Origin of the sequence: Natronosalvus vescus (assembly GCF_023973145.1) — an archaeon.
GTDB lineage: Archaea > Halobacteriota > Halobacteria > Halobacteriales > Natrialbaceae > Natronosalvus > Natronosalvus vescus.
This window is the reverse complement of record NZ_CP099546.1, coordinates 198,058-224,861: the sequence shown is the minus strand read 5'-3', so window position 1 is coordinate 224,861 and position 26,804 is coordinate 198,058. Positions and strand designations below refer to the sequence as shown.

The window sequence follows — 26,804 nt, the reverse complement described above, 5'->3', positions numbered from 1 at the left end:
GCCCGCGGGACGTGCTATTAAGAGGGTGCAGCCTCGAGAACGGAGCAGAACACGCGGTGATTCAGGGATGAGTGGACGGGGGAAAGCTGGACAATGAACGCGGCGACGATGGCCAAACAGGCGTTTTTGGGCGTTGTCGGTCTTGTCGTCGTCCTCTTGATAATTGGGCAGTTACTGGGACAGCCGATCCTCCTGGGCTACGTCGCCACTGGCAGCATGGAGCCGACGTTGAACGCGGGTGACGGCTTCGTCGCGATCCCGAGCGCTGTCACCGACTCGCCCGAGGTCGGGGACGTAGTCGTCTTCGAGGCGACGACACTGCATGGGGGTGGACTGACGACACACCGAATCGTCGGCGAGACCGAGGAAGGGTACGTGACGAGGGGTGATGCGAACCCGTTCACCGACCAGGACAGCAGTGAGCCGCCGGTCACCGACGAACAGATCGTCGCCGAAGCCTGGCAGGTCGGCGACACGGTCGTCCGCCTCCCACATCTCGGCACGGTCGTCATGGGCGTCCACGGCCTCGCCGCACTCGTCTTCGGTGCCCTCACAGCACCCCTCGGCATTACGGCAGCCTTCGACGCAGAGGGAACGGGTTCGATCCTCGTCGCCCTCGGCATCGGACTGCTCGGCGTTGGACTCCTGCTCGAGCGCGTCGGCGTCACCGAGCGATCGACCAAACGGCGGACGGATCGAGAGAACGTGATCGGTCTCTGGTCGGCGATTTCGGTCATCGTGGTTCTGATCGCTCTGTTTGCGACCGCGTCGATGGTGATCCCTGCCGGTGGCAGCGCTTACGGCCTCGTGAGCACTGCTTCGCCAACGGACGATCCGCAGATGGTCGCCCCCGGGGAGACGACGACGATCACCCGGACGATCGACAACAGCGGCTACGTTCCGGTCGTTGCAGTGGTAGACACGCCGCATCCGACCGTCGACGCCCAACCCCGTGCGACGACGGTCGGGAGTCGAACCACAACTGACGTTTCGCTCTCGATGACCGCACCCGAAACAGAAGGGGAGTACACCCGGACGATCGTCGAGAGCCGATACCTGCTCGTGTTGCCGCCGACGCTCTTGGTCTGGCTGCACGACGTCCACCCGTTCCTCGCGATCGGTGCCGTCAACGTCGTCCTCGTTGGCGTCACGATCGGACTCGTGTTGTTCATATTCGGCGGTGGCGACCTCCGTATCAGAACACCGGGCAGACACGTCCCGCTCTCACGACGTCTCCAACGGCTGGTTCGAAAGTGGCGCTGATGAGGGCCGTCAGCGGCCACTACTGTTATACTATTTGAACGATGACTGTCTGTATCGAATAGGACGGGGCGGGGGAAGGCGGAACGGTGGTTGCTCGAGGAGCGAGCGTCGTCGGTCATCGTCCTAACCCGCACGAATAGAGAGCTGACGACGAAAACGAGGAAAACGATACGTGAGTTCCACACCGCGACTCGACTTGCTGATCGCCCAAAACAGGCGGGCACTCCTGATTGCTCTGCTCGTGATTGGAGCGGTTGCGCTGGTCGCGACCGGTTGGGTCGTTGCCAATCCAACGACGGCCACGACCACCCAGGAGGTCGGCCACCAGACGATCGAGACGGACGTCCAAACAAGTGCCGAAGTCGTCGAAGACGGACTCTGGGAGGAGGGAACGGTGCTCGAGAACAAACCAGCCTACGTTCTCAACGCCACGCCGGTGGTCGCGATCACGGCCGAAAGCGCCGCACCTTCGGGCACCGACTTCGAGCACGAGATCGTGCTCAGGTACGAGGCGACGCGTGATGGGGAGGCGTTCTGGGAGGATGAAACGATCCTGGCGAGCGGATCATCCTCGATTGCGGATGGATCGGGAGTCACCCAGGCGACGATCGACGTTCGTAACCTGCAAGAGCAGCAAGATGAACTCGAGGACGAACTGGCAGGAATCAGCACCGTCGACATGGAACTGATCGTCAGGGCTACCTACGATACCGGCCCACACGTCGGTGACCAGGTGGCCTCGACCCCTGTCGTCATCACCGAGAACACCTACTATCTCGAGGAACACCCCTCAGCATCAGAGACCCATCCGCTCACCCAGACCGTTGAGGAGCCCCAGTCGGCGAGTACAACCCTCGTTGGACTGCTGGTGATACTCACCGCTGGATCGTTCGGTGGCGCAGCGTTTGTCAACGCCAGGTCGGATGTCGACGTCGACCAGGCCAAACAGGCTGTTCACAAGAACCGATACGCGGAGTGGATTTCAAACGGTTCGTTGCCGATGTGGGTCGGCGAGGAACACATTGCACTCGACACGCTCGAGGACGTGGTGGACGTCGCCATCGACACGAATGAACGCGTGATTCACGACCGTAATCGCGGCCTCTTTGCCGTCGTCAGCGAGAGCGTCGTCTACTATTACAGCGACCGCGGCCGCTGGGAGGAAACGGCCTGGCCGGATTTCAACCTCGAAGAGCAGCCTGAATCCCAGTCACAGCCGTCTCCTGACGAGATGGCGGCATCCGAAGAGGAGGAAGACGTGATACCAGCCACTGATCTCCCGGATCCTGAAGACGACGACGCCTGGCATAAGCTGTGAGAGAATACCTGTAAGGAATAGTACTAATTCCTGACAATCCCTGACTCGAGCGCCGGTAGTCACGACATCGTTGGTGACAGGGTACTGACTGACTGGTCAAATTGTTCTGTGTTCGGTGTGTAGAAGCCATCTAAAGGCTAATTTCTCCAAAAACCCGGAGTATAAATATCGACTCATGACAGTCAGTAAGGCTCAACTTTTATACTGCTGGAGCATTTCGATTCGTAACATGGGAAACACAGATGGGGAGGACATCGCAGACTTGCCACCGAGCGCGAAGTTGGTCTTCAAAGTGCTCGAGTACGATGGCCCACTCACCCAGAAACAGATCGTCGAGGAGTCGATGCTCTCGGCACGGACGGTCAGGTACGCCCTCGAGCGACTGGCCGAAATCGGCATCGTCGACGAGGACATTTATTTCGCAGACGCACGGCAGAGCCTGTACCGAATCACGGAGCCGGAGCCGGTTGCAGCAGACGGCGGCCAGAGCGGAGAGGCGACCCGCAAGGACGCCTGCTGTGCTGAATAGTGAGTAGGCAGACACGCACCGGTCTCGCTTCTGGGTCGTCTCGAGACGAAAACAGACGCTCCTGGTGGCGAGCGAGGAACGGCACAGTTATTTTGTCGGACTGACCGAACGCCCATATGAACAAAGATCGGTTTCCACAGTGGATGTGGCTGTTGCTCGCGTTGATGGTTGCCGCGCTGTTGGCAAACGTACTGAGCGTCCTGTTCGGTGTCTCGGACGACTGGCAGATCACCATCGTCGTCACGATGATGGCTCCCGTCCTTATCTACGTCGGGATCTGGTACGAAGAAGAGCGACAACACTACTGGGAACACTCCCGGGCAAAGATTTCCGGCGACCTGCTGTTTCTCGTCGTCGGAACGGGCATCGGTGCGGGCATCGCCGTCGCGTTCACCCTCGAGTTGATCGGCAACCGGTTCCTCCGCGACATCCTCGCGATGGTCGCTGGCTTCCTCACCGGCTGGATCCTGTTCTGGTGGCGCAATCCGGAACTGTACCGGCCGACCGAATGAATCCGGCAGTGGTCTCGAGGGCGTTTTCGATGGCACTCCCACGGGAGACCTGAATCTCACACGTCCCGTTTCCGCTCGCGTTCGCTTCGCCCACCCCTCGCGAAAGTTTCTACTAAAAACCGCGACTCGTTTCGCTCCTCGCGACCAGAAAGGGACTACGACGGCACGACCGTGATCGGCCGTTTCCGATCGATCGCCGCCTCCAGGTCGTCCGCGATCGCGCTCCCGCGAGACACCTGAATCTCGCCGCCGCGACTCACCGTCGCGGTAAACAGGTACTCGCCGCCGGCTTGCACCTCGACGGTCTCGCCCTGGTTGCCGTCGACGGGAACGATGATGTGCCTCGAGGTGATCTCCGGGGTGACGAGTTGGCCGGGTTGCTGGCCGCCGCTTACACCGGAGTCGGCGCGGTCACCGTGGCCGTCTCCACCGCCGGTCTGTCCCTGTCCGGTGCCGTAGTGGGGATTCTCGTCGTGGGTGCGGACGTCGATGTCGATCCCCAGCCGATTCTCGACGTCGGTGATCCGTCCGCCACCCTTGCCGATGACGGTGGAAATGTCGTCCTCCTCGACGTAGACGACGGCCCGATTCTGACTCTTGAGTTGGACGTCGACGTAGCCGCGAGCGATCGAGCGAATCTCGCGTTCGATCTCGCCTTTCGCGATCCGGTCGACGCCGGTCTCTCTGCCGTTGCCGTCCTCCTCGAGCGGAACCGTGACGACCTGGCGGTTGAACGTGTAAATTTCGTAGGCGGGTTTCCCCGTCTGGAAGTCAGTGATGAGGATGACCGGCCGGGCCAGATCCTCCTCGGTGAGGCCCGCAGGCACCTTGACCTCCGTCTTCACGTCGTACACCGTCGACACCTCCCCGGCATCGATGTAGACGACGGTGTCGACGACCTGGGGGATCATCCCCAGCTCCACGCGGCCGACCAGTCGCTGGAGGGCGTCGATCGGACGGGTGGCGTGGACGACGCCGATCATGCCGACCCCGGCCAGGCGCATGTCGGCGAACACCTCGAAGTCGTCGGTCTTTCTGACCTCGTCGTAGATGGTGTAGTCCGGACGCACCATCAACAGGGCGTCGGCGGTTTTGGCCATCTGCCCGCCGAGTTCGGTGTACTGGGTGATCTCGGGGCCGACCTGAAGGTCACGCGGTTTCTCCATCGTCTTCACCGCGTAGTCGTTCTGGGAGAGGTACCTGGCGACCGACTGGGCGAACGTCGACTTCCCGGCCCCTGGCGAGCCGGAGATGAGGACGCCGCGCTGGCGCTCGAGCAACCGATCCTTGAGCTCGTCGGCGTGTTCGTAGTCCTCGATGTCGGTCTGGACGATCGGTCTGACGGCGGTGATCTCGATGCCGTCCGCGAACGGGGGGCGAGCGATGGCGATCCGGTAATCCCGGAACTGAACGATCTTCATGCCCGGCTCCGAGAGCTCGATGAAGCCCCCGGTCGCCTCGCGAGCGCCGTCGACGACCTCTCGGGCGTACTCGTCCATCGTGCCTTCGTCGAGTGGCTCGTCGCCAATCTCCTGGTAGTGCATCTCGCCGATTTCGCCGCGTTTGGCCATCGGGATCACGTCCGTCTTGAGGTGTACGCTCATCGTCTGGTCGTCGAAGAACTCCTCGATGGCGAGCGTGCCGACGCGACGGACTTCCGGTGAGAGGTAGTCCGTCTCGAGCCCCTTCGCCTGGGCCACCTCTGCCTGGACGATATCGCTGGTGACGAACGTGGCCTCGAGCTCCTCGGCGATGTCGCGGATGACTGCGTCGATCTCCCCTTCGGAGGCGTGACCGCGTTCGATCGCGGAGGGGCGCTCCCCGACGTACTCGAGGGTGATCGTCCCTTCGTCGGCGTACTCGGCTAGGCGTTTCAGTTCGCCAAGACCGTCCCAGCCGCTGTCGAGGCCGTCGTTTGCCTGGGCCTCAAGTTCGGCGACGACGGCTTCTGGCACCGACACGGTCGCTCCCTCGAACTGGCCATCGGCGATCGCCGCGGAGACGCGGCCGTCGATGACCACACTCGTGTCCGGTACGACGTTCATACGATATCTGATCGACGGAGATGTATAAGGGTGTCCACAGCCAACGGCGACTACGGCCCGCCGAGACCCTACACGTCGAACAGATTGTCGGTTGGAACAGCTATTTACAGACCGTTCTGATTGGTCTCACCGTGAGTACTGTCGACCGACAACCAGCGCCGCCGTTCGGCGTCGATTGGAGCACCGACCGGCTCGCGAACGGCCTGACCGGCCTCCTCTTCGCGTTCCACCTCGGGCTGGTCGTCGTCGCACACGCAACCGACTCGGTGCTCGCATGGCACCTCGCCGCCTCCACGGTCGTCCTCGGGGCAGATCTCGGCTGTCGTCTCGCCGTAGACTCGGCTCGAGACGCTACCCGCCGCCGACTGGGTCTTCTCGTGATTCTCCTCTCGGCGGTCGCCGCCCTCGGTGTCGTCTACCGGAGTACCACACCGGGGTTCGGTTTCGGATCGAACAGACCGCTCTGGCTCGTCGTCGCTTTCCTCGTCATCGTCTCGTTCTTGCTCCTGGTCACGGACGCCAGACGGTACACGCGGGGTCAGTGGACGGCGGTCGGGTGCTTCGCGATCCTCGCCGCCGTTTACTTCGCACATACGCTCTCGTACGCCCCCTCGAGTGCACAGTCGCGGTGGCCGGTGTGGTCTCTGGTCGTGATGGCTGGGAGCCTCGTCGTGATCCCGCGGCTCATTCCCGAACGGGTGTTCCTCTGGGTGCTCTCCAGACTGGCCGCCGTCGTCGTCCTGCTCGGACTGGCCACGTACGTCGTCGGCGACTACACGCTGTGGATGCTCGAGGTTCGCCAGTGGTCCGGTTCGCCATCGGTTCCGGGAATCGAGACCGACGCCACGATTCTTCGATCGATCTTCGGGAACCCGAACTCCCTCGGCGTGCTCGCGTTCACCGGATTCGTCGCTGCGGCCGTCGAGTGTCACCGCTCGGTTGTCGCCCGGCGTCCCCTCGGTGCGACCGTCACCGCTGCCCTCGCCGTAATCTGTGGACTCGGGCTCTTCCTCTCGAACGCCCGGGCGTCGATGCTCGCCGCGGCGGTCGCCATCGTGATCTACGCCGGGAACGTCGTCGGTGGCCGACGCGCCGTCCCCGTGGTGGTCGTCGCGACCGTTCTCACGATCGTCGGATTCCTCCTCGGGATGTACGTCGGCGTCATCGGTATCTCCGACTCGAACCGGTTCGACCTCTGGGCCGGGAGCCTGGCAGCGATCCGGGACGGCCCGCTCCTGTTCGGGTACGGTAGTCCTCCGGGATTCATCATCGAACCCTACCTGGGCAGTGGGTTGTCCGCATCACCACACAACTCCTACCTCTCGGTGTTCGTCCGGGTTGGGCTGGTCGGCGGCCTCGCCTACCTCTGCCTCGTCGTCGGTGCCGTCGTCGCCGGCACGCTCCGGTACCGCGAGGTCGACGTCGCGATGCTAGCGCTCGCCGTCGGCTGGGCCGTCCACCAGCTGTTCGAATCCTACACCCTGTTCTGGTGGTCTCCCGGCGCGGTACTCGGCACCCTCGCGATCGGGTATCTCCTGTTCGGCGACTGAGGGCTCGAACCGGCGGTATCCGTATCCGATCGATTCCAGGGCGAGGGTCGATCCCGGTGGATCCAACACCCCCGACCACGTAGGTGCCACAATGAGTGTCGCCGACCTGACCCGCGAACTCGTCTCGATCCCCAGCCATACCGACGAAACCGCCGCCGGAGACGCCCTCGAGGAGTGGCTTCGCCGGGAGACCGACGCAACGGTGATCCGTGACGAGGTGGGGAACGTGCTGGCCCGTCGGTCGCCCGGGACGAGTGGCGGGTCGTCCGGAGGCCGCGACTCCTCGAGCAGTGAGCCGTCCTCCGACCACGAATCTTCGAGTAGCGAGTCGAGTCGAGTCGAGCCAGGCCCAGGCTCGCTCGCGCTCGTGGGCCACCACGACGTCGTGCCCCCGGCTCCCGAACAGGTGGACGACGACGGTGCGTACGTCGTCGACGAACGCGACGGCCGTCTCTACGGTCGCGGCACTGCCGACATGAAAGGCGCCGTCGCCGCGGCAGCACTCGCGTTCCGGGACGCCGATCTGTCCGGCTCGAGCAGGAGAGCCGATTCCGGTGACGGCGAGGATCCTACGGACGGTGGCGAGCTCTGGTTTGCGAGCTTCGTCGGCGAAGAGGTCGGCGGTACCGGTGCCCGTCACGCCATCGAACGCGGGTTCGTCCCCGACTACGCCCTCGTCGGCGAGGGCTCGACGAACTACTCCGGCCCCGGGGTGACCGACGTCGTGGTCGCCCACCGCGGCCGCCGTGGCAGTACGATTTCCGTCTCCGGAACGTCGTCTCACGCCAGCGAGCCCGAGGTCGGCGAGAACGCCATCTACCGCGCAGCCGACGCGGTCGACGTCCTCAGGGATCTCGAGTTCCCGGAAGTCACGGTCGCCGGCGAATCCCTCCGTGGAACCCTCGCCGTCACCGAGATCGAGGGTGGTTCGGCGATCAACGTAATCCCCGACAGCTGTACGCTCACCGTCGACGAACGCACAGTACCGGGCGAGCGAGCAGCCATCGAAAGCGTCGAGGAGCTCCCCGGCATCGAGTGGCTCGTCGACCAGGATCTCCCGCCGATGGAGTGTTCGGACGATGCCTTCGCCGCAGCCGTGCTCGAGGCCACTCGAGACGTCCAGTCGGGGTCGCCGGAATTCGTCACGAAGCCCCACGCGACCGACGCGGGGTGGCTCGCCGAGGCCGGCACCGCGTGCGTCATCTGTGGCCCCTCCGAACCCGGCGAGGCCCATACGAAAGACGAGAGCGTCTCGATCGCGGTGCTCGAGCGCTGTACCGAAACCTACCGGCGGGTGGCCGAACGCTGGCTCCAGTAGACAGCGAACTCGTCGGCGTCGGGTCGACCTGACGCTGCAGGGAGTCTGATCCGGTTACGAGCGGCTGCGGATCGATAGCGCGCCGAGGACGGCGAGAACCGCGCCAACGGCGGCGAGGACGCCGAACCCGGGGGTTCCGTCGGCCACCGTTTCGTCGGCCGAGCCCTCGTCCGTATCGGTTTCGTCGGTCGTCTCCTCGTCGGTCGTCCCCTCGTCTGACGTATCGTCGTCGGCCACCGCTTCGTCCCTGTCGGTTTCGTCGGTCGCCTCCTCGTCGACATCGGCTTCCACTGTCACGGATCCTGCCTCGAGATCGGCAACAGTCACCTCGAACTCGCCGGGCTCGTCGAAGGCCTGGCCGAACGCCACGACCCGCTCGTCGCCCGGTTCGAGCGTGACGGTTTTCGTCTCCTCGACCGTGCCGTCGACCGCCAGATCGAGGTCGATCTCGCCAGCTGCACGGCCGTCGTTTCGCACCGTCGCCTCGATCGTCGCCTCCTCGCCGACCGACAACTCCGACGGCGACACCGAACTGTCGACGACCTCGAGGTGGGGTCGATCGCCGGCGAGAGCAAACGCGGAGAAGTGGGGCGTCTCGGCGCGGTAGGTAATCTCCCACGTACCGCCGGGGAAGAGTACAGCACGGTCATAGACCTCCGCGACGTCCCACATTCCGCCCGGGTACAATATTCCAGCATTGCCTACCTCTTCGACAGTCCACATCCCGCCAGGGAACACCACTGCACGATCATCGACCTTCTCGAGGTTCCACATCCCACCGGGGTACAGTACCTCAGTGTCACCGACGTCCGCAACCTCCCACATTCCGCCCGGGAACAGCTCATCCAGGTCGTCTACATCTTCGACGTCGCTATCTTCGACGTTCCACGTGCCACCGGGGAACAGCACCATGCCGGCTTCAACCTCCTCAACACTCCACATGTCGCCCGGGTACAGAACCTCGGTATCCCCTATTTCTGCGACTTCCCACGTGCCACCGGGGAACAGTTCCTCCACGTCATCAGCCTCGTCAGCGTCCCACATGCCCCCGGGGTACAGCACCTCGGTGTCACCGATTTCTACGACCTCCCACATGCCACCGGGGAACAGTTCTTCTCGGCCCTCCATCTCTTCGCGATCCCACATGCCGCCGGGGTACAACACCACGTCGCCGTCGACCTCCTCGACGTCCCACATTCCACCCGGGTACAGTACTTCGGTGTCACCGACGTCCGCGACGTCCCACATCCCGCCCGGGAACCGTACCTCACTGTCGCCTATCTCCTCGACGTTCCAGGTATCACCAGGGAACACACTTTCCGTGTCGTGTTCGATCCACTCACCGTCGTCGTAGTGGTATAGCGTCACGTCTTCAGGCTCGAGCCCACGAGCGTCCAATTCGTCGGCTGGCACGACGAACTCAAGTGTAGCGTTCTCGATCTCCTCGCTCTCGAGCGAGGTAGTGATCTGGAGGGGTTCCAACAGCGCCGGATCGGCCGGGAGCTCAGTGACGTCATCGGGGAGTTCGTCGCTTGTCCTGATCGTTGCCTCGTAGTCGCCGTCAACGGTAGTCGTCACGTTCAGCCAGGCGAGGTGGGAGTCGCTGCCTTCGAGTTCGTCGGCGATCGGGATCGACACCGTTTCGTTCGCGATTGCGTCCGTGACCGACACCGCTGTTCCGTTGGTAATCGGTTCGACCGTCACGGCCGGCTCTGGGTCGGGGTCGGGGGTGGGCGACGGCGAGGGTGACGGTGATGGCGACGAGGTCGACTCGTCCGCCTCGCTCACCGTCACCGTGCCTGCCTCGACGCTGTCGACGCGCACGTCGAACTCGCCGGCGTCGTCGAACGTGTGCGTGAATGCAATCTCCTCGGTCTCACCGGCTTCGACCTCGACAGTCTCGTCGTCCTCGACGGTGCCGTCGATCTCGAGTTCGGCGGTGTGCGTTCCGGTCGCGTCGCCCGTGTTCTCGAGGGTGGCGGTTATCGTCACCGCCTCGCCCTCGTCGACGTCTGCCTCGCTCAGTGTGGCGTCGATCACCGTCACCACCGGCTGCGGTGCTTCAACCTGGTGCAGTTCGACGTCGACGGTCGTCCACTCCTCGGCGACGACCTCGACGTTCTCGATACGCTCGGTCTCGTAGCCGTCGGCGTCGACCACGACGTCCCACGTGCTGGCCGGGCTGTCCTCTTCGTAGACGCCGGTTTCGTTCGTCGTCCCGTCGGGCTCGCCCTCTGTTGGCTCGCTCAGTGGGACGACCCAGACGCCGGCCCCTTCGATCGGGTCACCCGTCGCGTCGGTAACGGTCACTCGAAGTCCGCCGAAGTCGAGTTCGGCTTCCTCTACCGTCACCGTACCCGCGTCGACGTCGTCGACGCGCACGTCGAACTCGCCGGCGTCGTCGAAGGTGTGCGTGAACGTGATCTCCTCCGTGTCGCCGGCGTCTATCGAGACCGTCTCGGTGGCCTCGACGTTGCCGTCGATCTCGAGTTCCGCGGTGTGCGTACCCGTCGCGTCGCCGGTATTCTCAACCTCGGCGGTCACCGCCACGGGTTCGTCTACTTCGATTTCCGATTTGTTAATCGAAGCGGACGTAACCTGGAGCTCCGCCGAGGCCCCCGCGAAGGCTCCAAACACTGGCCTTGTGTCATCGAGATCATCGGGGAATTCGCTCAACGAGACGCTGACGGTATTCTGATCGGGTTCCACCGTCGAATCTGGCGTCGTGGTCCACGACGCCCAAGAGGCGTAGTGCCAGACGTCCAACGAATCTTCCTCGACCGAACTGACGTCGTCATCCGTATAGTGGAACGAAAGGTCGAGATACGGTTCATCTGCCCATTCGTCCGGTTCGACGCGGAGGTACTGTTCGATGGAATCTGCATCCTGATTTGCCGGAGGGCTGTCCGCCTCTCCGAGGTCGATGCCGGCACCTTCGAACGAGAAGGTCACCTCGGTCGGGGCGTCGAGGCCGAGCGTGACGTTGGTTCCCTGAACGTCCGATGACGTATCGTGGATTTCCGCGAAATCAGAATCCAGCGAAGACATCGCTACGTCGAATAACGACACGTTCCGACTGTCTTCGATTTTCAGGGCCGGTGCCTCGATGTTGTTGTCAATCACACTGAGGTTGGAAATCTGGATATCCTCGTTACCATCCCCTAGGAACGTTTCTCCGAGGTAGAGCAATCCCTTTTCCCTGGACGAGCCGTCCTCTACGGTCGCAGGATTGTGTGACACATTTAACTTATCAATTGAGACGTTGTCGGAGTCTTCCAACGTGACAAACGCGAAATCATCCTCGCCGCCATGGTCGGTTATCGTGAAACCATCGACCGAAACCTCGCTACTCTGACCTATCTGGAGTCCCTGTTTCATCCCACCTTTCGACGACACATTCTCGATCGTAACACCGGTTGCTCGTTCTAACTCAACCGTGGCACCGAATCCAGGATAATCTCTAATTTCGACATCGACGATGCTCACGTTCTGGTCGAAGTCGCCGAAGGGGCCCGAATATTCGAGTCGACCGTCTTCGATGGTCGTCTCCGAAATCTGCAGATTATTCCGCCGGTCGATCTCAATCCCGCCTCCTGATATCGAGAGATCTGAGAGATGGAAGAACTCATCCGGGTCGTTATCGTTGGCTAACAGGTAGATGCTGACTCCAGGGCCGTCAACCTGAATGTCGATATTCTCGACGACTTCTGGTGAGGAATCAATGATTTCTATTCCGGTTCCACTTTCCATATGGATGTCGTTGTCGGAGACGGCCGAATTCGTCGAATCGCTCAGTCGGATTCCGTCACGACTCCCCTCACGAATATCGTTCCCGGTGATGGTCGCGCTATCGCCACCGAGCAATTCGATTCCTGACCAGGTCTCGATCTCATTGTTAGTGAGCACGATTCCGTCAGCCGAGTTGGCTGTGATTCCCACCTCGGAACCACCCGCCAGATCCTCGCCACCGATTATCTCGTTACCTTCTACGTGTGCATCCGTGACCTGGCCGTCGAAGTAAATCCCGTGACGATCCAGGTCGTCATCGGTGGTGGATCCAATTCCGATGAGTTGGTTGTTGGTTATCGTGACACCGTCTGTGTTCTTGACACCGATGCCGGAGGTCGACAGGGCAGACATGCTGTTGATAGCCACAGTATCGTCGAGCACAGTTTCACTCACAGTCACGTCCGACGAATCCTGAACGTCGATCATCGGATTTGTCCCGTGACGGTCTCTCTCGACCATAACCCCCTGGATGGTCGCTGTCGATACAGAATCTACATAGATGGCTCGGCCAATCTGCTCCTCTGTGGCCTCCACCGAGGAAATCTCTATCTCCCCACCGTATCGGACGTGGATATCGGCGTAATTCCCGTGTGGGTACTGCTCGTCATACCTGGAAACGATGTCCTCGATGGTCACGTCCGACGCTCCGACGACCCGAACTGATTGATCCCAGTACTCGAAGTTGGTGTTCCGAATCGTGATATCCGACAACCAGCCGTCTGAGTCGGACCAGCCAAGACCCACGTGTGACTCATTTCTGACGAGGATACCCCGCGTATCCGAGACGTCCTCTTCGTCTTCAGAGACGGGATACCCGTCGATTGTGTATCCCGCCCCGTCCAGCGTCACTCCGCTACTATTGATGACGAGACATGCATCTTGAACCTCCCATTGCGACGGGCTCTCAGGCGAGATGTTACTAGCCAATTCGTAGGTACCTGGAGAGTTGATCTCCATGCACGAGTCGATTTCAGTAGGTTCGCCTTCTGAGGTAACGGCACCCGCACTTAGGAGGGCAACAGCCGTTATGAGAAGCGCTCCGAACAGAAGAACGCGACTGACGTGAGGACGGGAGTCGGTTACACTGATTAGCAACAACTCAAACCACCTCCGGGAACGTCCCGAGCTGTGCGAAGAGCCCGAACGCGTCCCACGTGTCGAGAGTCTCCGTGATTCTGCTGTCCTCGAGGTGGTGGACGTAAACCCCATCGACCTCGAGCGAGCGACCGGTCGGCGCGATCCCCATGATCTCACCCTCGTGCGTTCCAGTCGTGGTGTAGGTGACGATCACCGCGTCGCCGTCGACGTACGTCTCGTGGACGGTCTTCGTCAGGTCGGGCGTTCCTTCCCGAACCGTCTCGACCCACCCCTTCAGCGCCTCCCGGCCCTCGAGTGGTTCCGGAAGCAGGGGATCGTGGTGGATGTGGTCTTCCGTGACCAGTTCGTCTATCAGTGCCAGATCCCCCCTGTTCCAGACCTCCCGGAGCAGCAAATGGGCAGGAGTCGAACGTGCTTCGGATCCGTTTTCGGTAGTCATCGCGAAATATCAAATTCACACAGACACCTGCCGCCAATAAACATAATCTGTATGATATTACTGTAATTCTGATTTCTGTAGACGATTACTGTTATTCGGTAGACAGAACGGATCGCAACGTTAGCACCTGGTGCCGATTACAGAACGCAAGCGACTGCTCCCGATTACACCTGGAGCGAAAATCAGGCGCACCCGTGTGCGAAGGGTAAGCTATTGGCACCCCACATGACAGTGGAGAAATCGTCCATAAGTACGGGACTCGAGGGCGATAGCGAATTACGAGACAGCGCCTGGCGTTTCTCGGACGATATCGACGACGTCGAGCGTCTCGTCGAGCGTCAAACGGAGCCTGTCGCCCTTGCAAGGAACGGTAATGCGGATGCTCAGCGGGTCAGTTTCGAGAATCTCTTCTTCAACGGTCTGTGCACGTCGAAACGTCTCCCAGGTCGCGAACCGGTGTTCGATGCCGCGGTCGTAGTAAAACGCCGTCACCGATGGGTGGGCGAGGATCGCGATCGTGATCGGCCCGCGGGCGACCGATTTACACAGGTGGCAGACTTCCGCTACCTCGATCTGGTGGCGACGGTGACACTGCGGACAGCCGCCCCGATTTCCAGGGGCGTGTGCCTCACAGATGTCGAGTGACTGCTCGACCGCGCTCGAGCAATCCGGGCAGACGCCGCCGATGAACGACCGGATTCGGGTGAGATTGAACGCGAGTGTCGCGTGCAACGTTTGCTCCACCGTTCGCTCCGACAGCCCCGCCGGCGGGAGCGGGAGCGTGAACAGGACGCCGTCGTCGCCGTCGGCGTTTTGCCAGAGGCCCGGACAGCGACTACACGACGCGACCAGGTGGTGGTTATCGTAATCGACCACGACAGGGGAATCACATAGTGGACAGCCCGCATCGATCTCCGTGGCGTCGATGCGCGGGCGCTCGCGAACGGTTCCCGCGACGACCGCCTGGGCGATCTCGAAGCCAGCCTGGGTGAGTTCGTACCCATCGTCCGTCCGACGGACGAAGTGGTCGGTAAGCTGTTCGAGGTGATAGTTGAAATTTCCGGTGTCGCTGTACCCTACCTCGTTGTACAGATCCGAAAACGAGACCGCGGTGTCCCCGTCGTACAGATCCGAGAACTTGATCACGTTGGCCGGGTCGTTCGGTTCGTACAGCTCCCACAGCGTCCGAACGATTTCGAAGCGCGTTTCGTTGGCCAGAACCGCGAAGGCGTCGTCCGGCGACAGCGTCCCCACGTCGTTGCTCCCACAACGTGTCATACCTCTTTATATTCACCCCCTATGTAAAACGTTCCGTTCGGTACGCCGCTCTCGAGCGCTGCGCCGACCCCTCCCCGCGTCCGAGGCGCAACCGTGCCGACGGCGGCTCAGTCGCGTTCGGAGTCGGGATCCGACGCTTCCGTCCGATCGCCCACGTCGTCATCCTGGACGTTCGTATCGGGGTCGCTGGTCTGGCCCCCGTCGGGCAGGTCGCGTTCGACCACCCGATCGCTGCCACACTGGGGGCACTCGTCTCGCTCCACGTGGAACCGCTCGCCACAGTGCTCACACGCGTACGCCGCTTCGTCCGCGGCCGTCTGCTTCGCCTCGTGGGTGAACTGCCCGACCTTCCGTCCGAGGTTTTCGAAAAATCCCATTTGCCACCCATTGTCGACCGAGACAGATAACGGTTCGTCACGGTTCAACACAGCAATCGCTCCTCGTTCGGAGCCCGCTCGGACGAATCGTGTCCGTGATCGGTGGCTCTAGAGCGCTCGGGCGCTGTCTCGAGCAGTGCCGAACGTTGTTGGGTGGACAGAGAACGGGCGCTGACGTCGGCCGCGCGGCTGGTGGACTGAAAAATAGCGGGTTGGATGTCCCAAAAATCGATGGGCAACCGTGTTCTCGATCAGTTCAGCGGGTGCGGACTCAGTTTACCCCAGGAGGAACCGAAGCCAGGGGTTTTGCTGAACGATCCTCGTCTGCTCGAGTTGCCGGTCGATTCCGAGGATGCGGCCGGCACCCCAGGCACCGAGGCCGAACAGCAACAGCATGTAGACGAACGAGCTGTCGACGAGGTAGCCGTGGGGGACGGGGAACCCGGCCATGAGCCCACCTTCCCAGGCGGCCGTCCAGAACATGGCCATCATGAGTGCGCCCATCAGTGCGGCGAACCGGAAGAAGATCCCGAACAGGAGCGCGAGACCGATCAGGATCTGGCCGAAGATGACGAGCGGGTCGACGATGGCGCCGAAGTCTGCGAACCACAGGAACAGTCCCTGAAGCGGATTTGCGTCGGCGACGGCGTTCTCCAGGAAGCCTGCCGACGACCAGTACAACGGATCACCGATCCCGCCGTCGAACAGTTTCTCGAGGCCGGCCTGCAGGAAGATCCAGGCCATGACGACCCGGAGACCGAGCATCGAGTACGCGAGCCACGTTTCCGAGTAGTTGAACTCCACTTGCCGGCCGAATAGCTCCGAACGGAGCGTCTGTTCCTTTGGTTGGGTTGCCATATGCGTGTCCCTCGCATGGCACTACTGACAGGACACATAAAATCATGTGGGTGAGAGCTACCTTCTAGGATCGACCGAAACTGGTCGTCGATGAGACGGATTGGTGGCTGTCGAAGCAACGGCCATCTCCGGAACCACGACGTTGATAGGCGTCCCGCAAGAATTGCGAGGCATGGCACCCGAACAGGCGACCGACAGCGAGACGGACGCCGCCTACGAGGAACTCGAGCGCCGAATCGAGCAGATCACGAACATCGGTAACGCCGCCGGCATCCTCCGGTGGGATCAGGAGGTCGTGATGCCCGAAGGCGGGACGCCCGCCCGGGCGAAACAGCTCTCGACGCTGTCGTCGCTGAGCCACGAACTGCTGACCGAGGATCGCACCGGCGAACTCCTCGAGGCACTCGAGGCGGCTGACCTCGAGGACGAGAAGGCGGCCGTCGTCCGCGAGACTCGCCGGCAGTACGACCGGGCGACGAGCGTCCCCCAGGAACTCGTCGAGGAGATCTCGGAGACGACCTCGAACGCCCATCCGACGTGGGTCGAGGCCAAAGAGAACGACGACTTCTCGGTCTTCGAACCGACCCTCGAGAAGCTGGTCGAACTCAAAAAGGCGTACGCGAACCACATCGACCCCGACGCCGATCCCTACGAGGTGCTCTTTGCGGACTACGAACCCTACCTCGACCTCGAGACGGCCGAGCAGGTGCTCGAGCGCCTGCGCGACGAACTCGTCCCGCTGCTCGAGGCGATCGACGACTCCGATACCGATATCGAGACCGACGCCTTCGCCGGCACGTTCGACGACGACGATCAAGAGGCGCTGGCTCGGGACGTGCTGGACTCGCTGGGCTACCAGTGGGATCGCGGCCGTCTCGACACGGCCCCGCACCCCTTCTCCTCGGGAACGCAGTTCGACGCCCGCGTAACGACCCGGTTCGACGAGAGCGACCTGCTCGGGTCGATCACCTCGACCATCCACGAGTTCGGCCACGCCAACTACACGCTGGGGCTGCCCGACGAGGGCTACGGCACCCCGCTCGGGGAGTCCCGCGACCTGACCGTTCACGAGTCCCAGTCCCGGCTCTGGGAGAACCACGTCGGCCGGTCGCGTCCCTTCTGGGAGCACTTCCTCCCGACCGCACGAGAGCGCTTCCCCGAACTCGAGAACGTTACACCCGAGGAAGCCTACGAATCCGCGAACCAGGTGTACGACGACAACCTCATCCGCGTCGAGGCTGACGAACTCACCTACCACCTCCACATCGTCGTCCGCTTCGAGATCGAGCGCGACCTCATCTCGGGCGACCTCGAGGTCTCGGACGTTCCCGAGGCATGGAACGACAAGTACGAGGAGTATCTCGGAATCCGACCCGAGACCGACGCCGAGGGCTGTCTGCAGGACATCCACTGGAGCCACGGCTCCTTCGGTTACTTCCCGACGTACTCGCTGGGTTCCGTCCTCGCGGCACAGCTGTACGCGACCGTCGAGGACGAACTGGGGAGCCTCGACGACCGAACCCGTGAGGGCGAGTTCGACGACCTCAACGGCTGGCTTCGCGAGCACATCCACGCCCACGGCAAGCGCTACACGACGCCCGACCTCGTCGAGGAGGCAACCGGCGAGGGCTACACGGCCGACTACTTCCTCGAGTACGTGAAAGGGAAGTACGGCGAGCTGTACGACCTCGAGGCGTACTGAGCGGGACAGCGCCAGGCGGATGCCCGCCACGTCGCCCGACCCGTCAGAAGTGATTTAAACCGAACCGAACAAATTCGTCGGATCGTATCTCGTTTTCAGCTCGACCAAGCGCTCGTAGTTCTCGCCGTAGCGCATCGCGGCCGGATCCTCCTCGAGCCCCGGGAAGTTGGCGTACCGGCCCGCTGCACTGGGGAGGGCCTCGACCGCGGCCATCGCCTCGCGGGCCCACGCCACGTTGACGTCGTCGTCCGCGGGTTCCGTCCAGTTCGCCTCGACGTTGAACATGAACGGCTTGTCCCGGTGCCAGAACGCGGTCGCGTCCTGCGGGACGTCGGCGACCGCGTCCCCGAGGTGCCAGAGGTCGATCGTCGAGAGCGCCGACGGGGCGGAGTCGGTGTACTCCACCAGAATATCGACGAGTTCGTCACTGAGTTCCGTGAGATACGTCGACTTCCAGTAGTAGCGCATCCCGTCCGGGTAGTCCTCGTCGAGCATCGACTGCAGATCGGCGTAGTCCATCGGGCCACTGAAGTCGACGATCGGGGCCACGCTTTCGAGCACCGGTCGGAATACCTCCTCGGCGTCCTCGAGGTCGCCACGATACGAACCGAGGAAGGCCAGAGCGGATTCGCCCCACGAATCTTCGGGGAACTCCTCGAGGTCGGGGACGTGAGCGGTGAACGCGAGGGCGCCTGCTTCCCGTGGCGCTTCGGCAGTCCACTTCCGGAACTCGTCCATGACGGTGGCCGCGTCGTCGGCGCGGAACCACACGAAGAGTGCATACACCTCGGGGCCGACCTCGTGGAGGGCGTACTCGAAGGAGGTGACGACGCCGAAGGCTCCGCCGCCGCCGCGAATCGCCCAGAACAGGGCTTCGTTCCGATCGGCACTCGCAGTGTGTACTCGACCGTCGGCTGTCACGACGTCGACGCTGATCAGGTTGTCCAGCGACAGGCCGTACTGGCGACTCAGGTGACCGTACCCGCCGTTGAGCGTCAGCCCGGCGATGCCCGTCTCCGAAACGGCGCCGAGTGCCGTCGCGAGACCGAACAACTGCGTCTCGCGGTCGACGTCGCCGAGGGTGGCACCGCCTTCGGCTCGAACCGTTCGTGCCTCGCGATCGACGCGTACGCCGGTCATTTCCGAGAGGTCGATCACGAGGGCGTCGTCATGGACGGCCGTTCCGGCGACGTTGTGACCGCCACCGCGAACGGAGACCTCGAGGTCGTTCTCCCGGGCGAAGTCCACCGCCGAGACGACGTCCGCAGTACCCGAACAGCGAACGATCAGTGTCGGACGGGTATCGATCATTCCGTTCCAGACCCGACGTGCGTCCTCGTAGGACGGATCGGATGGTCGGAGTACGTCCCCCCGGATAGTTGCCTCGAGGGCGTCGAGAGCCCGCCCCGAGAGGTCGTCAGTCGTCCGTTCCTGTGGTGTTCGTCGGTTCGTTCCCATACACTGTGTACGGCAAGCACGACCAAGAACATGACACCAATTTTATGAGAAAATCAATCAGACAGATAGGTCGTCGCGCTTACAGCTGAGACGAAACCGAGTCAAACTGGATCAAATAGGCGAAACAGCAAACCACCCTCGCGTGTATGTGACACACATGGCAGCTCCCTCAAACAGACTCGAGGATCGAACGGCAATCGTTACCGGCGCGAGTTCCGGCATCGGCGCGGCGACCTGTCGAAAACTCGCAAGCGAGGGCGCGAGCGTCGTGCTCGCCGCGAGAAGCCGGGATCGTCTCGAGAGCCTCTCCGAAGAACTCGAGGCCGATCACGGCGTCGAGACCCTAGTGATTCCGACGGACGTCCGGGAGGAGTCACAGGTCGACGCGCTGATCGAGGAGACCGTCGAGGCGTTCGGCGGATTCGATATCCTCGTGAACAACGCGGGACTCGCTCGCGGCCACGAGGTCGCCGAGCTGTCGACCGAGGAGTACGAGACGATGCAGGAGACGAACGTCGACGGCGTCTTCTACGCGACGCGAGCGGCGATTCCCCACGTCAGCGAACGGGAGGGTCACCTCATCTTCGTCGGCAGTTTCGCCGGGCAGTACCCCCGGCCGTTCAACCCCGTCTACGCGGCGACGAAGTGGTGGGTTCGTGGGTTCGCCAAGAGCGTGGCGGCCCAGGTTGGCGACGCCGGCGTCGGCGTCACGATCGTTAACCCATCCGAGGTCAGAAGCGAGTTCGAGACGACCGACGGCGACACGTTCGCCGAGCGGTTCGAGGAGGGTGAGGTAACCGAACCCGAAGAGATCGCCGAGGCCATCGTCTTCGCGGCCACTCGAGAGGCATCCGCGGTCAGCGAACTCGACCTCTACCGGCGCGACAAGTTCACCGGGTTCTGAGGGCAGGAGAGAGCCGTCGATACTGATGCTGTCGATACTCGAGTTCGAGCTCGAGCCCGATCCCCGGCCGAGAGTTTAATGATAGTCAGTCGTATACATCGAGACGAAACATGGCAACTGTTGACGAGTCTGCCACCGACACCCCGGACGCTTACGAACAGCTCCTCGAGCGATCCGAGAAGCTGACGAACGTCCGGATGGCGTCGATGGTACTGGGGTGGGATCAGCGCGTAATGATGCCGGAAGGGGGAACGCCGGCCCGGGCCGGCCAGCTCTCGACGCTGTCGTCGATGGGGCACGAACTCCTCGTCGACGACGACGTCGGGGCGTGGCTGTCGGCACTCGAGAGCCAGGAACTCACAGACGAGCAGGCGGCCGTCGTCCGCGAACTCCGTCGCAAGTACGACCGTGCCGTCGACGTCCCCGCCGATTTGGTCGGACGGCTCACTACCCACCAGACCCAGACGCAGCAGGTCTGGCAGGAGGCCAAGGGCAACGACGACTTCGGACACTTTGCGCCCGCTCTCGAGGAACTGATCGATCTCCATCGCGAGCGCGCGAGCGCCATCGATCCCGCCGAGAATCCGTATCGGGTGCTGTACGAGGACAGCCTTCCGTACCTGCCCCTCGAGACGGTCGAGCGCATCTTCGACGAACTCCGCGAGCACCTGGTGCCGTTGATCGCCGAGATTCAGGAGAACGGCCGCGACCTGCCGTCGCCGTTCGCCGGGCACACCTACGACGAGGAGACCCAGATGGCCCTCTCGGAGGCTGCCCTCGACGTGCTGGGCTACGATCGTAAACACGGTCGTCTCGACACCGCCCCGCACCCGTTCATGTCGGGCAACCAGTTCGACGCCCGCGTGACCACTCGCTTCCGGGAGGACGACCCGCTCGACGCGCTGACGGCGACCATCCACGAGTTCGGCCACGCGACCTACCAGCTCGGCCTCCGGAAGGACGAGTACGGCACACCGCTGGGGGCCTCGCGATCCTCGGGCGTCCACGAGTCCCAGTCGCGGTTCTGGGAGAACCACGTCGGTCGGACGAAGGCGTTCTGGGAACTGTTCCTCCCGACGGTCAAGGAGCACTTCCCCCACCTCGAGGACGTCACGGTCGACGAGGCCTACGCGGCGGCAAACCGGATCTACCCCGACAATCTCATCCGGGTGGAGGCGGACGAACTCACCTACCACCTCCACATCATCCTCCGGTGTGAGATCGACCGGGCGTTCGTCGAGGGCGACCTCGAGGTCGCCGACATCCCGCAGGTGTGGAACGACAAGATGGAGGAGTACCTCGGCGTCCGCCCCGACACGGACACCGACGGCTGTCTCCAGGACACCCACTGGTCGTACGGCTTCGCCACCTTCCAGGGGTACACCGTTGGGAGCGTGCTCGCCGCCCAGCTCGACGCGGCGATGCGCGAGGATCTCGATGCAGACGTGGACGACCTCATCCGCGAGGGCGAGTTCGAGCCGCTGCGGGAGTGGATGATCGAGAACGTCCACCGCCACGGCCAGCGCTACCCGAGCGAGGAACTGATCGAGGTCGCCACCGGCGAGCCGCTGACTGCCGAGTACTTCCTCGAGTACGTCGACGAGAAGTTCACCGACCTGTACGGGCTGTAGTCGATTCTCGGTGCACCGTGGACGGTTCGAGCCGGATGCAGCCGGCTCGAGCAATCGGTCGCTCGAGCGGGTACCTATCGATCACTTTTCGTCTACGCCGCGCTCGTGTCGACCGTATCGCTCGGAAAAATGAGTGACGAAACCGTCCGATCAGTGGGATTCGGTCTGTTGCTCGATGACGTCCGCGGCGTTGCTCAGTTCGCTCGCGGTGACAACCAGCATGTCGTCGAGCGTGATGATTCCCCTGAGCATGCCGTCAGCGTCGACGACCGGCAAGCGTCGGATTCCCTCGGTGCTCATCGTCTCGAGCGCCTCGAAGTGCGTCTCGTCCTCGCTGATGGTGACGAGATCCTCGGTCATCATATCCGCCGTCGTGACGTCGTCGATCGACTCCACGTCGCGAAGGCCCATCGCGATCATGCGATCGGTGACGATGCCGACCGGTTCGTCGTCGTCGGTAATGATGACGCTTCCAACGTCGTTCTCATCCATCTGATCCAGAACGTCCCGGATACCGGTGTCCGTGTGTGCTGTCACGACTTCGGCTGTAGCCATCTCTCTCAATGCCATAGTGAAACCCAGCCATGGTACGACGGAGAGCTACCTAAAGCAGGGGCAGTCGAAGGCAGGCCAATCGAGAGCAGGGCAGTTGAAGGAGGGGAACGATCGACCGACGGACTACCCGCGGAGGCTCTGAAGATCCGCCAGCGCTTCCGAGCGAGTGCGGTATCCGATGCCGAGCGTGTCACACTCGAGGCACTCCCAGCGGTACTCGCCGCCGAGGCCGCGAATCGTCACGACGGCGTCACAGTCGGGACACCGCTTCTGTCGCCGTCGTTCGTGCACCTTCTCGAGGATCTCCCCGACAGTCAGATCTCCAGCCATTACATCATCGGATGACGATCCAATCCCTATATGCTTTCTCCTCACCGTAACGATCGCGTCGTGCGGAGGGGAAAGAAGTACACAAATCCGAATAGTAATTTCGAGGTGTTGTTCCAATCCCCACGAATCTGCGCAAATCTTGCGCGATTGGGGGGCGAATGCACGGATTTTGTGGACGAAACGGCTCGAGAACACGCTGGATTTATCAGGCAGGATAGCCCAGTTCGTAGTGCTATGGGACAAACGCTCACCGAGAAAATTCTCGACGACCACCTCGTCGAGGGCGAACTCGAGACCGGCGAGGAGATCGGGATCGAGATCGACCAGGTGCTGACACAGGACACCACCGGGACAATGGTCTGGCTCCAGTTCGAGGCGATGGGCCTCGATGAAGTGCAGACAGAACTGGCCGCCCAGTACTGTGACCATCAGACCTACCAGTTCGACTTCAAAAACACCGACGACCACCGGTTCCTGCGTTCTGCCGCCGGCACCTTCGGGGCCCACTTCTCCCGCCCCGGCAACGGCATCTGTCACAACGTCCATCGGGAGAACTTCGCCGCCCCCGGCAAGACCCTGCTCGGGTCGGACAGCCACACCCCCACGCCTGGCGGCCTCGGCCAGCTCGCCATCGGGGCCGGTGGCATCGACATCACCGTTGCCATGGGTGGCGCACCCTACTACATCGAGATGCCAGAAGTCGTCGAAGTCCGCCTCGAGGGCGAACTCCCCGAGTGGGCCACCGCAAAGGACGTCATCCTCGAGATGCTGCGCCGTCTGAGCGTGAAAGGCGGCGTCGGCAAGATCCTCGAATACACCGGCCCGGGTGCCGAGAGCCTCACCGCCCCCGAGCGAATGACGATCACCAACATGGGGACGGAACTCGGCGCGACGACGTCGATCTTCGCCACCGACGAACAGACCCAGGACTACTTAGAGCGCGTCGGCCGCGGCGAGGAGTACGTCGAACTCCAGCCCGACGACGACGCCGACTACGACGACCAGATCGTCGTCGACCTCTCGGATCTCGAGCCGCTGATCGCCGAACCCTCGATGCCCGACAAGGTCGTACCCGTCCGCGAGGTCGCCGGCCAGTCCGTCGAGCAGGTCATCGTCGGCTCCTGTACGAACGGCGGCTACGAGGACATCCTCCCGTTCGCGAAGATGCTCGAGGGTCGCGAAACCTCGATGGAGACCGAAACCATCGTGGCCCCCGGCTCGAAGCAAGCCTCCGAGATGCTCGCTCGCGAGGGCTGGGTCGCCGAGATGATGGCCGCCGGCGTCAACTTCTCCGAGGCCACCTGCGGGGCGTGTATCGGTATCGGCCACGTCCCCGCCTCCGATTCCGTCTCGCTGCGAACCTTCAACCGCAACTTCGAGGGCCGCTCGGGGATCGAAGACGACAACGTCTACCTCTGTTCGCCCGAGGTCGCCGCCGCCGCGGCGCTCAAGGGCGAGATCATCGATCCGCGCGACCTGGCGGACGAACTCGAGGATCTCGAGGATCCCGGCATCGAACTGCCCGACGAGTACGACGGCTCCAAGACCGACCTCATCGCCCCCGACGAGGCGGTCGACGACGAACTCATCAAGGGGCCGAACATCGGCGACGTCCCGCTTCGCGACCAGCTGGGCTCGGAGATCGCCGGCGAAGCCCTGCTCAGGATGGGCGACAACATCACGACCGACCACATCATCCCCGCGACCCAGGACATCCTGATGTACCGGTCGAACGTCCCCAAACTGAGCGAGTTTACCCTCTCACGTGTCGACGACACCTTCGCCCAGCGGGCGCTCGAGGCCGACGGCGGCTTCCTCGTCGCCGGGGAGAACTACGGTCAGGGTTCCTCGCGCGAACACGCCGCCCTCTGTCCGATGTACCTCGGCATCGAGGGCGTGCTGGCCCAGAGCTTCGCCCGAATCCACCGCGCGAACCTCTTTAACTTCGGTATCGTCCCGCTGACGATCGACGAGGACACCTACGAGTCGATCGACCAGGGCGACGAAATCGAGATCGTCGAGGACGTCTACGAGGCGGTGACGAGCGGCCAGGAGGAGTTCACCGTTCGCATCAACGGCGACGAGTACACCGCGACGCTCGACGCCTCCGAACGCGAGCGCGACATCCTCGCCGCCGGTGGCAAACTCGCCTGGACGAAGGCCCAGGCCGAGGAGTCGGGTGCGGCGTCGGCTGACGACTGATCGGTCGAATCACCGGAGACGATTTTTACTGTGCGTGTGGCGACCTGACGAAGGGACGATAGGCGACCGGTCGACGGTCGATGGCAGCCGAAGTTCCGATCGTGGTCCCGTATGAACTGACGGCCGTGTGGACGAACGGTGTCGCCGCTCTCCTTACAGTGTGAAGATCGGCAGCCGGTCGACGGTCGAGTACCGCGATGCCCTGGTGGACTGGCAGCCGTGTTACCCCTCGATCGGGGCGAAGTCAAAATCCCGTAATCGCGACTGTCGTGTCTGGTACGTGTGCACGACCGCCGAAATGCCGTACATCAGGAACAGCGTCGCCGTAAGCATGCCCCACCCGATGTCGAACGGATACAGTCCGGCGTAGGTCGTCACCAACAGCAGACCGCTGAGTCCCGTCAGGGCCAGGTAATGGACGTGCCAGGGAATGTCGTTCTCCGGAACGTACTCGAGGTACATTCGCACCTGGTTCGCCCGATCGGTCAGGCGCATCTCGCCTCGAGACTTATCGTAGTCGATGACGCCCAAGTCGTCGAGCTTCGGCAGGTGTGTCTGGCGTAACGCCGTATAGACGCTCTTTCGGGTGCTGTAGTTGGTCTCCTGTGACGAATTGGTTGTCTCTCGCTCGGTCACGTAATCGACGACGTCTCGTAGTTCGACGACGTCCCGCTCCACGTTTTGCAAGTACTGGATCACACAGACGCGACGATAGTTGCTGAGAATGTCGAAGATGTCGTTCTGCGGAATCTCTCCCGAGTCGTCCCGTACTGGGACGCTGCGTTTCCCCCTCGAATTGTGTTGTAAACTAGCTTTCATCGGATTTCCCCCCTCTACGAGTGGGTTACGTCGGCACGCACCTCCTCCCCCGGTAGGAATTCCCTACCATCTGAGGTGTCGTCACCCACGAATCTGATGACAGCGGCCAGAATATTTAAGGTAGGTAACCGTTCACGGCCCAACATCGATTGGCAATTTCTCAGAAAACGGAATGCTCTCGTTACGATCGAAACAACTCGAGATGGGTGGCTCGTTGCCATTCTCGTTGAGCGTTCGAGGAAGGATAATCTTCCGGGAAGTTTTCCGAATGCATCCAACTTTCGATATTTTCTGTTGTGTCGTTCGGTCTTGAAAGACAGGCCAAGTATTGCGGTTCTATGGATTCATTGATTCGTGGTACTGGAAGAAGTGTCATATTGGTGTTGTTTTTGAATGGATCGTTCGCCACACGTTACACGCAGGTCACCTATGCACTTACCTAATCGTAATTTGACATTTACGCGCAGGTTACCTACGCGCTTACCTGCACGTATGCTGCCGGCCATACGCGAGTTGCCCGCGCACCAGCTTACTAATTAGAATCTGTTACGTTCGGTTTGCCTGGTAGTCGCCAACCGTCAGTACGCCCAATCTCAAACGGCGTCTGGAACAGATGAGAGTCACAGACGCGTTGACGTATGGATCATCGACCAATTGTCACGCGCACCGGTTGATAGTCGCCAATTCTCGAGCTCAGCCGAGTTGTGTGGATGTCGGGCCCGTTCTCGAGGGTGTTCGTGTCGAAAAGCGGGGTACAACGTCAGTATGTATATGGGGGTGACCGATAACGTCACCGCAGAGATACGAACGAGAACGTATCGACGACAGG

Annotated in this window: 20 protein-coding genes; 10 read left to right on the top strand and 10 right to left on the bottom strand. The window is 62.2% G+C overall.

Annotation, left to right across the window (positions count from 1 at the left end):
• Positions 1–93 precede the first annotated feature (93 nt).
• The 4 genes from NGM68_RS00975 (at position 94) to NGM68_RS00960 (ending at position 3,622) form a co-directional block, all read left to right on the top strand.
• Positions 94–1,263 (top strand): signal peptidase I, encoded by a 1,170-nt coding sequence (locus NGM68_RS00975; RefSeq protein WP_252699797.1) that lies wholly within the window; start codon positions 94–96, stop codon positions 1,261–1,263.
• Positions 1,264–1,435: 172 nt separating this feature from the next.
• On the top strand, positions 1,436–2,581 hold the full coding sequence (locus NGM68_RS00970) for a DUF5305 domain-containing protein (protein WP_252699796.1): 1,146 nt from the start codon (positions 1,436–1,438) through the stop codon (positions 2,579–2,581).
• A gap of 229 nt (positions 2,582–2,810) precedes the next feature.
• Entirely contained in the window at positions 2,811–3,110 is a 300-nt protein-coding gene (locus tag NGM68_RS00965; RefSeq protein WP_252699795.1) for a winged helix-turn-helix domain-containing protein, read from the top strand.
• Positions 3,111–3,226: 116 nt separating this feature from the next.
• Positions 3,227–3,622: a hypothetical protein gene (locus NGM68_RS00960; protein ID WP_252699794.1), complete on the top strand. Its 396-nt coding sequence runs from the start codon at positions 3,227–3,229 to the stop codon at positions 3,620–3,622.
• A 155-nt stretch (positions 3,623–3,777) separates the two neighbouring features.
• Here NGM68_RS00960 and NGM68_RS00955 read toward each other — a convergent pair whose 3' ends face one another.
• Positions 3,778–5,667, bottom strand: a complete 1,890-nt coding sequence (locus tag NGM68_RS00955) for a PINc/VapC family ATPase (RefSeq protein ID WP_252699793.1) — start codon at positions 5,665–5,667, stop codon at positions 3,778–3,780.
• A 131-nt stretch (positions 5,668–5,798) separates the two neighbouring features.
• Between NGM68_RS00955 and NGM68_RS00950 the strand changes: the two genes are divergently transcribed.
• Together NGM68_RS00950 and NGM68_RS00945 are read left to right on the top strand one after the other, a co-directional pair.
• On the top strand, positions 5,799–7,217 hold the full coding sequence (locus NGM68_RS00950; RefSeq protein WP_252699792.1) for an O-antigen ligase family protein: 1,419 nt from the start codon (positions 5,799–5,801) through the stop codon (positions 7,215–7,217).
• Between the two features lie 91 nt (positions 7,218–7,308).
• On the top strand, positions 7,309–8,535 hold the full coding sequence (locus NGM68_RS00945; RefSeq protein ID WP_252699791.1) for a M20 family metallopeptidase: 1,227 nt from the start codon (positions 7,309–7,311) through the stop codon (positions 8,533–8,535).
• A gap of 54 nt (positions 8,536–8,589) precedes the next feature.
• Here the strand turns inward: NGM68_RS00945 and NGM68_RS00940 are convergent, their stop codons facing one another.
• The 5 genes from NGM68_RS00940 to NGM68_RS00920 form a co-directional block, all read right to left on the bottom strand.
• Positions 8,590–13,173, bottom strand: coding sequence for a right-handed parallel beta-helix repeat-containing protein (locus NGM68_RS00940; protein WP_252699790.1), 4,584 nt, complete (start codon positions 13,171–13,173; stop codon positions 8,590–8,592).
• A 250-nt stretch (positions 13,174–13,423) separates the two neighbouring features.
• Positions 13,424–13,861 carry an ester cyclase gene (locus NGM68_RS00935; RefSeq protein ID WP_252699789.1) on the bottom strand — a complete coding sequence of 146 codons (438 nt, stop codon included), beginning with the start codon at positions 13,859–13,861 and terminating at the stop codon, positions 13,424–13,426.
• 276 nt (positions 13,862–14,137) lie between these two features.
• Positions 14,138–15,139 (bottom strand): helix-turn-helix domain-containing protein, encoded by a 1,002-nt coding sequence (locus NGM68_RS00930; RefSeq protein ID WP_252699788.1) that lies wholly within the window; start codon positions 15,137–15,139, stop codon positions 14,138–14,140.
• Positions 15,140–15,246: 107 nt separating this feature from the next.
• Positions 15,247–15,516, bottom strand: a complete 270-nt coding sequence (locus NGM68_RS00925; RefSeq protein ID WP_252699787.1) for a toprim domain-containing protein — start codon at positions 15,514–15,516, stop codon at positions 15,247–15,249.
• A 276-nt stretch (positions 15,517–15,792) separates the two neighbouring features.
• Entirely contained in the window at positions 15,793–16,374 is a 582-nt protein-coding gene (locus NGM68_RS00920) for a DoxX family protein (protein WP_252699786.1), read from the bottom strand.
• 172 nt (positions 16,375–16,546) lie between these two features.
• Between NGM68_RS00920 and NGM68_RS00915 the strand changes: the two genes are divergently transcribed.
• On the top strand, positions 16,547–18,076 hold the full coding sequence (locus tag NGM68_RS00915) for a carboxypeptidase M32 (RefSeq protein ID WP_252699785.1): 1,530 nt from the start codon (positions 16,547–16,549) through the stop codon (positions 18,074–18,076).
• A gap of 54 nt (positions 18,077–18,130) precedes the next feature.
• Here NGM68_RS00915 and NGM68_RS00910 read toward each other — a convergent pair whose 3' ends face one another.
• Complete coding sequence (locus tag NGM68_RS00910; protein ID WP_252699784.1) at positions 18,131–19,534, bottom strand: FAD-binding oxidoreductase; 1,404 nt, start codon at positions 19,532–19,534, stop codon at positions 18,131–18,133.
• Between the two features lie 157 nt (positions 19,535–19,691).
• On the opposite strand from NGM68_RS00910, the gene NGM68_RS00905 reads away from it, so the two are divergent.
• On the top strand, positions 19,692–20,438 hold the full coding sequence (locus NGM68_RS00905) for an SDR family oxidoreductase (protein WP_252699783.1): 747 nt from the start codon (positions 19,692–19,694) through the stop codon (positions 20,436–20,438).
• A gap of 110 nt (positions 20,439–20,548) precedes the next feature.
• On the top strand, positions 20,549–22,069 hold the full coding sequence (locus NGM68_RS00900) for a carboxypeptidase M32 (protein WP_252699782.1): 1,521 nt from the start codon (positions 20,549–20,551) through the stop codon (positions 22,067–22,069).
• Positions 22,070–22,219: 150 nt separating this feature from the next.
• Here the strand turns inward: NGM68_RS00900 and NGM68_RS00895 are convergent, their stop codons facing one another.
• Together NGM68_RS00895 and NGM68_RS00890 are read right to left on the bottom strand one after the other, a co-directional pair.
• Positions 22,220–22,624 carry a CBS domain-containing protein gene (locus NGM68_RS00895; RefSeq protein WP_252699781.1) on the bottom strand — a complete coding sequence of 135 codons (405 nt, stop codon included), beginning with the start codon at positions 22,622–22,624 and terminating at the stop codon, positions 22,220–22,222.
• 123 nt (positions 22,625–22,747) lie between these two features.
• Positions 22,748–22,954: a hypothetical protein gene (locus NGM68_RS00890; RefSeq protein WP_252699780.1), complete on the bottom strand. Its 207-nt coding sequence runs from the start codon at positions 22,952–22,954 to the stop codon at positions 22,748–22,750.
• A gap of 234 nt (positions 22,955–23,188) precedes the next feature.
• Between NGM68_RS00890 and NGM68_RS00885 the strand changes: the two genes are divergently transcribed.
• Positions 23,189–25,156 carry an aconitate hydratase gene (locus NGM68_RS00885; RefSeq protein WP_252699779.1) on the top strand — a complete coding sequence of 656 codons (1,968 nt, stop codon included), beginning with the start codon at positions 23,189–23,191 and terminating at the stop codon, positions 25,154–25,156.
• Between the two features lie 222 nt (positions 25,157–25,378).
• Here the strand turns inward: NGM68_RS00885 and NGM68_RS00880 are convergent, their stop codons facing one another.
• Positions 25,379–25,975 (bottom strand): DUF7344 domain-containing protein, encoded by a 597-nt coding sequence (locus NGM68_RS00880; protein ID WP_252699778.1) that lies wholly within the window; start codon positions 25,973–25,975, stop codon positions 25,379–25,381.
• Positions 25,976–26,804: the final 829 nt, after the last annotated feature.

Excerpts from the sequence above, each read along its gene's own strand:
- NGM68_RS00975 (WP_252699797.1), top strand. The coding sequence starts at position 94 with ATGAACGCGGCGACGATGGCCAAACAGGCGTTTTTGGGCGTTGTCGGT.
- NGM68_RS00965 (WP_252699795.1), top strand. The coding sequence starts at position 2,811 with ATGGGAAACACAGATGGGGAGGACATCGCAGACTTGCCACCGAGCGCG.
- NGM68_RS00960 (WP_252699794.1), top strand. The coding sequence starts at position 3,227 with ATGAACAAAGATCGGTTTCCACAGTGGATGTGGCTGTTGCTCGCGTTG.
- NGM68_RS00955 (WP_252699793.1), bottom strand. The coding sequence starts at position 5,667 with ATGAACGTCGTACCGGACACGAGTGTGGTCATCGACGGCCGCGTCTCC.
- NGM68_RS00945 (WP_252699791.1), top strand. The coding sequence starts at position 7,309 with ATGAGTGTCGCCGACCTGACCCGCGAACTCGTCTCGATCCCCAGCCAT.
- NGM68_RS00935 (WP_252699789.1), bottom strand. The coding sequence starts at position 13,861 with ATGACTACCGAAAACGGATCCGAAGCACGTTCGACTCCTGCCCATTTG.
- NGM68_RS00930 (WP_252699788.1), bottom strand. The coding sequence starts at position 15,139 with ATGACACGTTGTGGGAGCAACGACGTGGGGACGCTGTCGCCGGACGAC.
- NGM68_RS00925 (WP_252699787.1), bottom strand. The coding sequence starts at position 15,516 with ATGGGATTTTTCGAAAACCTCGGACGGAAGGTCGGGCAGTTCACCCAC.
- NGM68_RS00920 (WP_252699786.1), bottom strand. The coding sequence starts at position 16,374 with ATGGCAACCCAACCAAAGGAACAGACGCTCCGTTCGGAGCTATTCGGC.
- NGM68_RS00915 (WP_252699785.1), top strand. The coding sequence starts at position 16,547 with ATGGCACCCGAACAGGCGACCGACAGCGAGACGGACGCCGCCTACGAG.
- NGM68_RS00910 (WP_252699784.1), bottom strand. The coding sequence starts at position 19,534 with ATGGGAACGAACCGACGAACACCACAGGAACGGACGACTGACGACCTC.
- NGM68_RS00905 (WP_252699783.1), top strand. The coding sequence starts at position 19,692 with ATGGCAGCTCCCTCAAACAGACTCGAGGATCGAACGGCAATCGTTACC.
- NGM68_RS00900 (WP_252699782.1), top strand. The coding sequence starts at position 20,549 with ATGGCAACTGTTGACGAGTCTGCCACCGACACCCCGGACGCTTACGAA.
- NGM68_RS00895 (WP_252699781.1), bottom strand. The coding sequence starts at position 22,624 with ATGGCTACAGCCGAAGTCGTGACAGCACACACGGACACCGGTATCCGG.
- NGM68_RS00890 (WP_252699780.1), bottom strand. The coding sequence starts at position 22,954 with ATGGCTGGAGATCTGACTGTCGGGGAGATCCTCGAGAAGGTGCACGAA.
- NGM68_RS00885 (WP_252699779.1), top strand. The coding sequence starts at position 23,189 with ATGGGACAAACGCTCACCGAGAAAATTCTCGACGACCACCTCGTCGAG.
- NGM68_RS00880 (WP_252699778.1), bottom strand. The coding sequence starts at position 25,975 with ATGAAAGCTAGTTTACAACACAATTCGAGGGGGAAACGCAGCGTCCCA.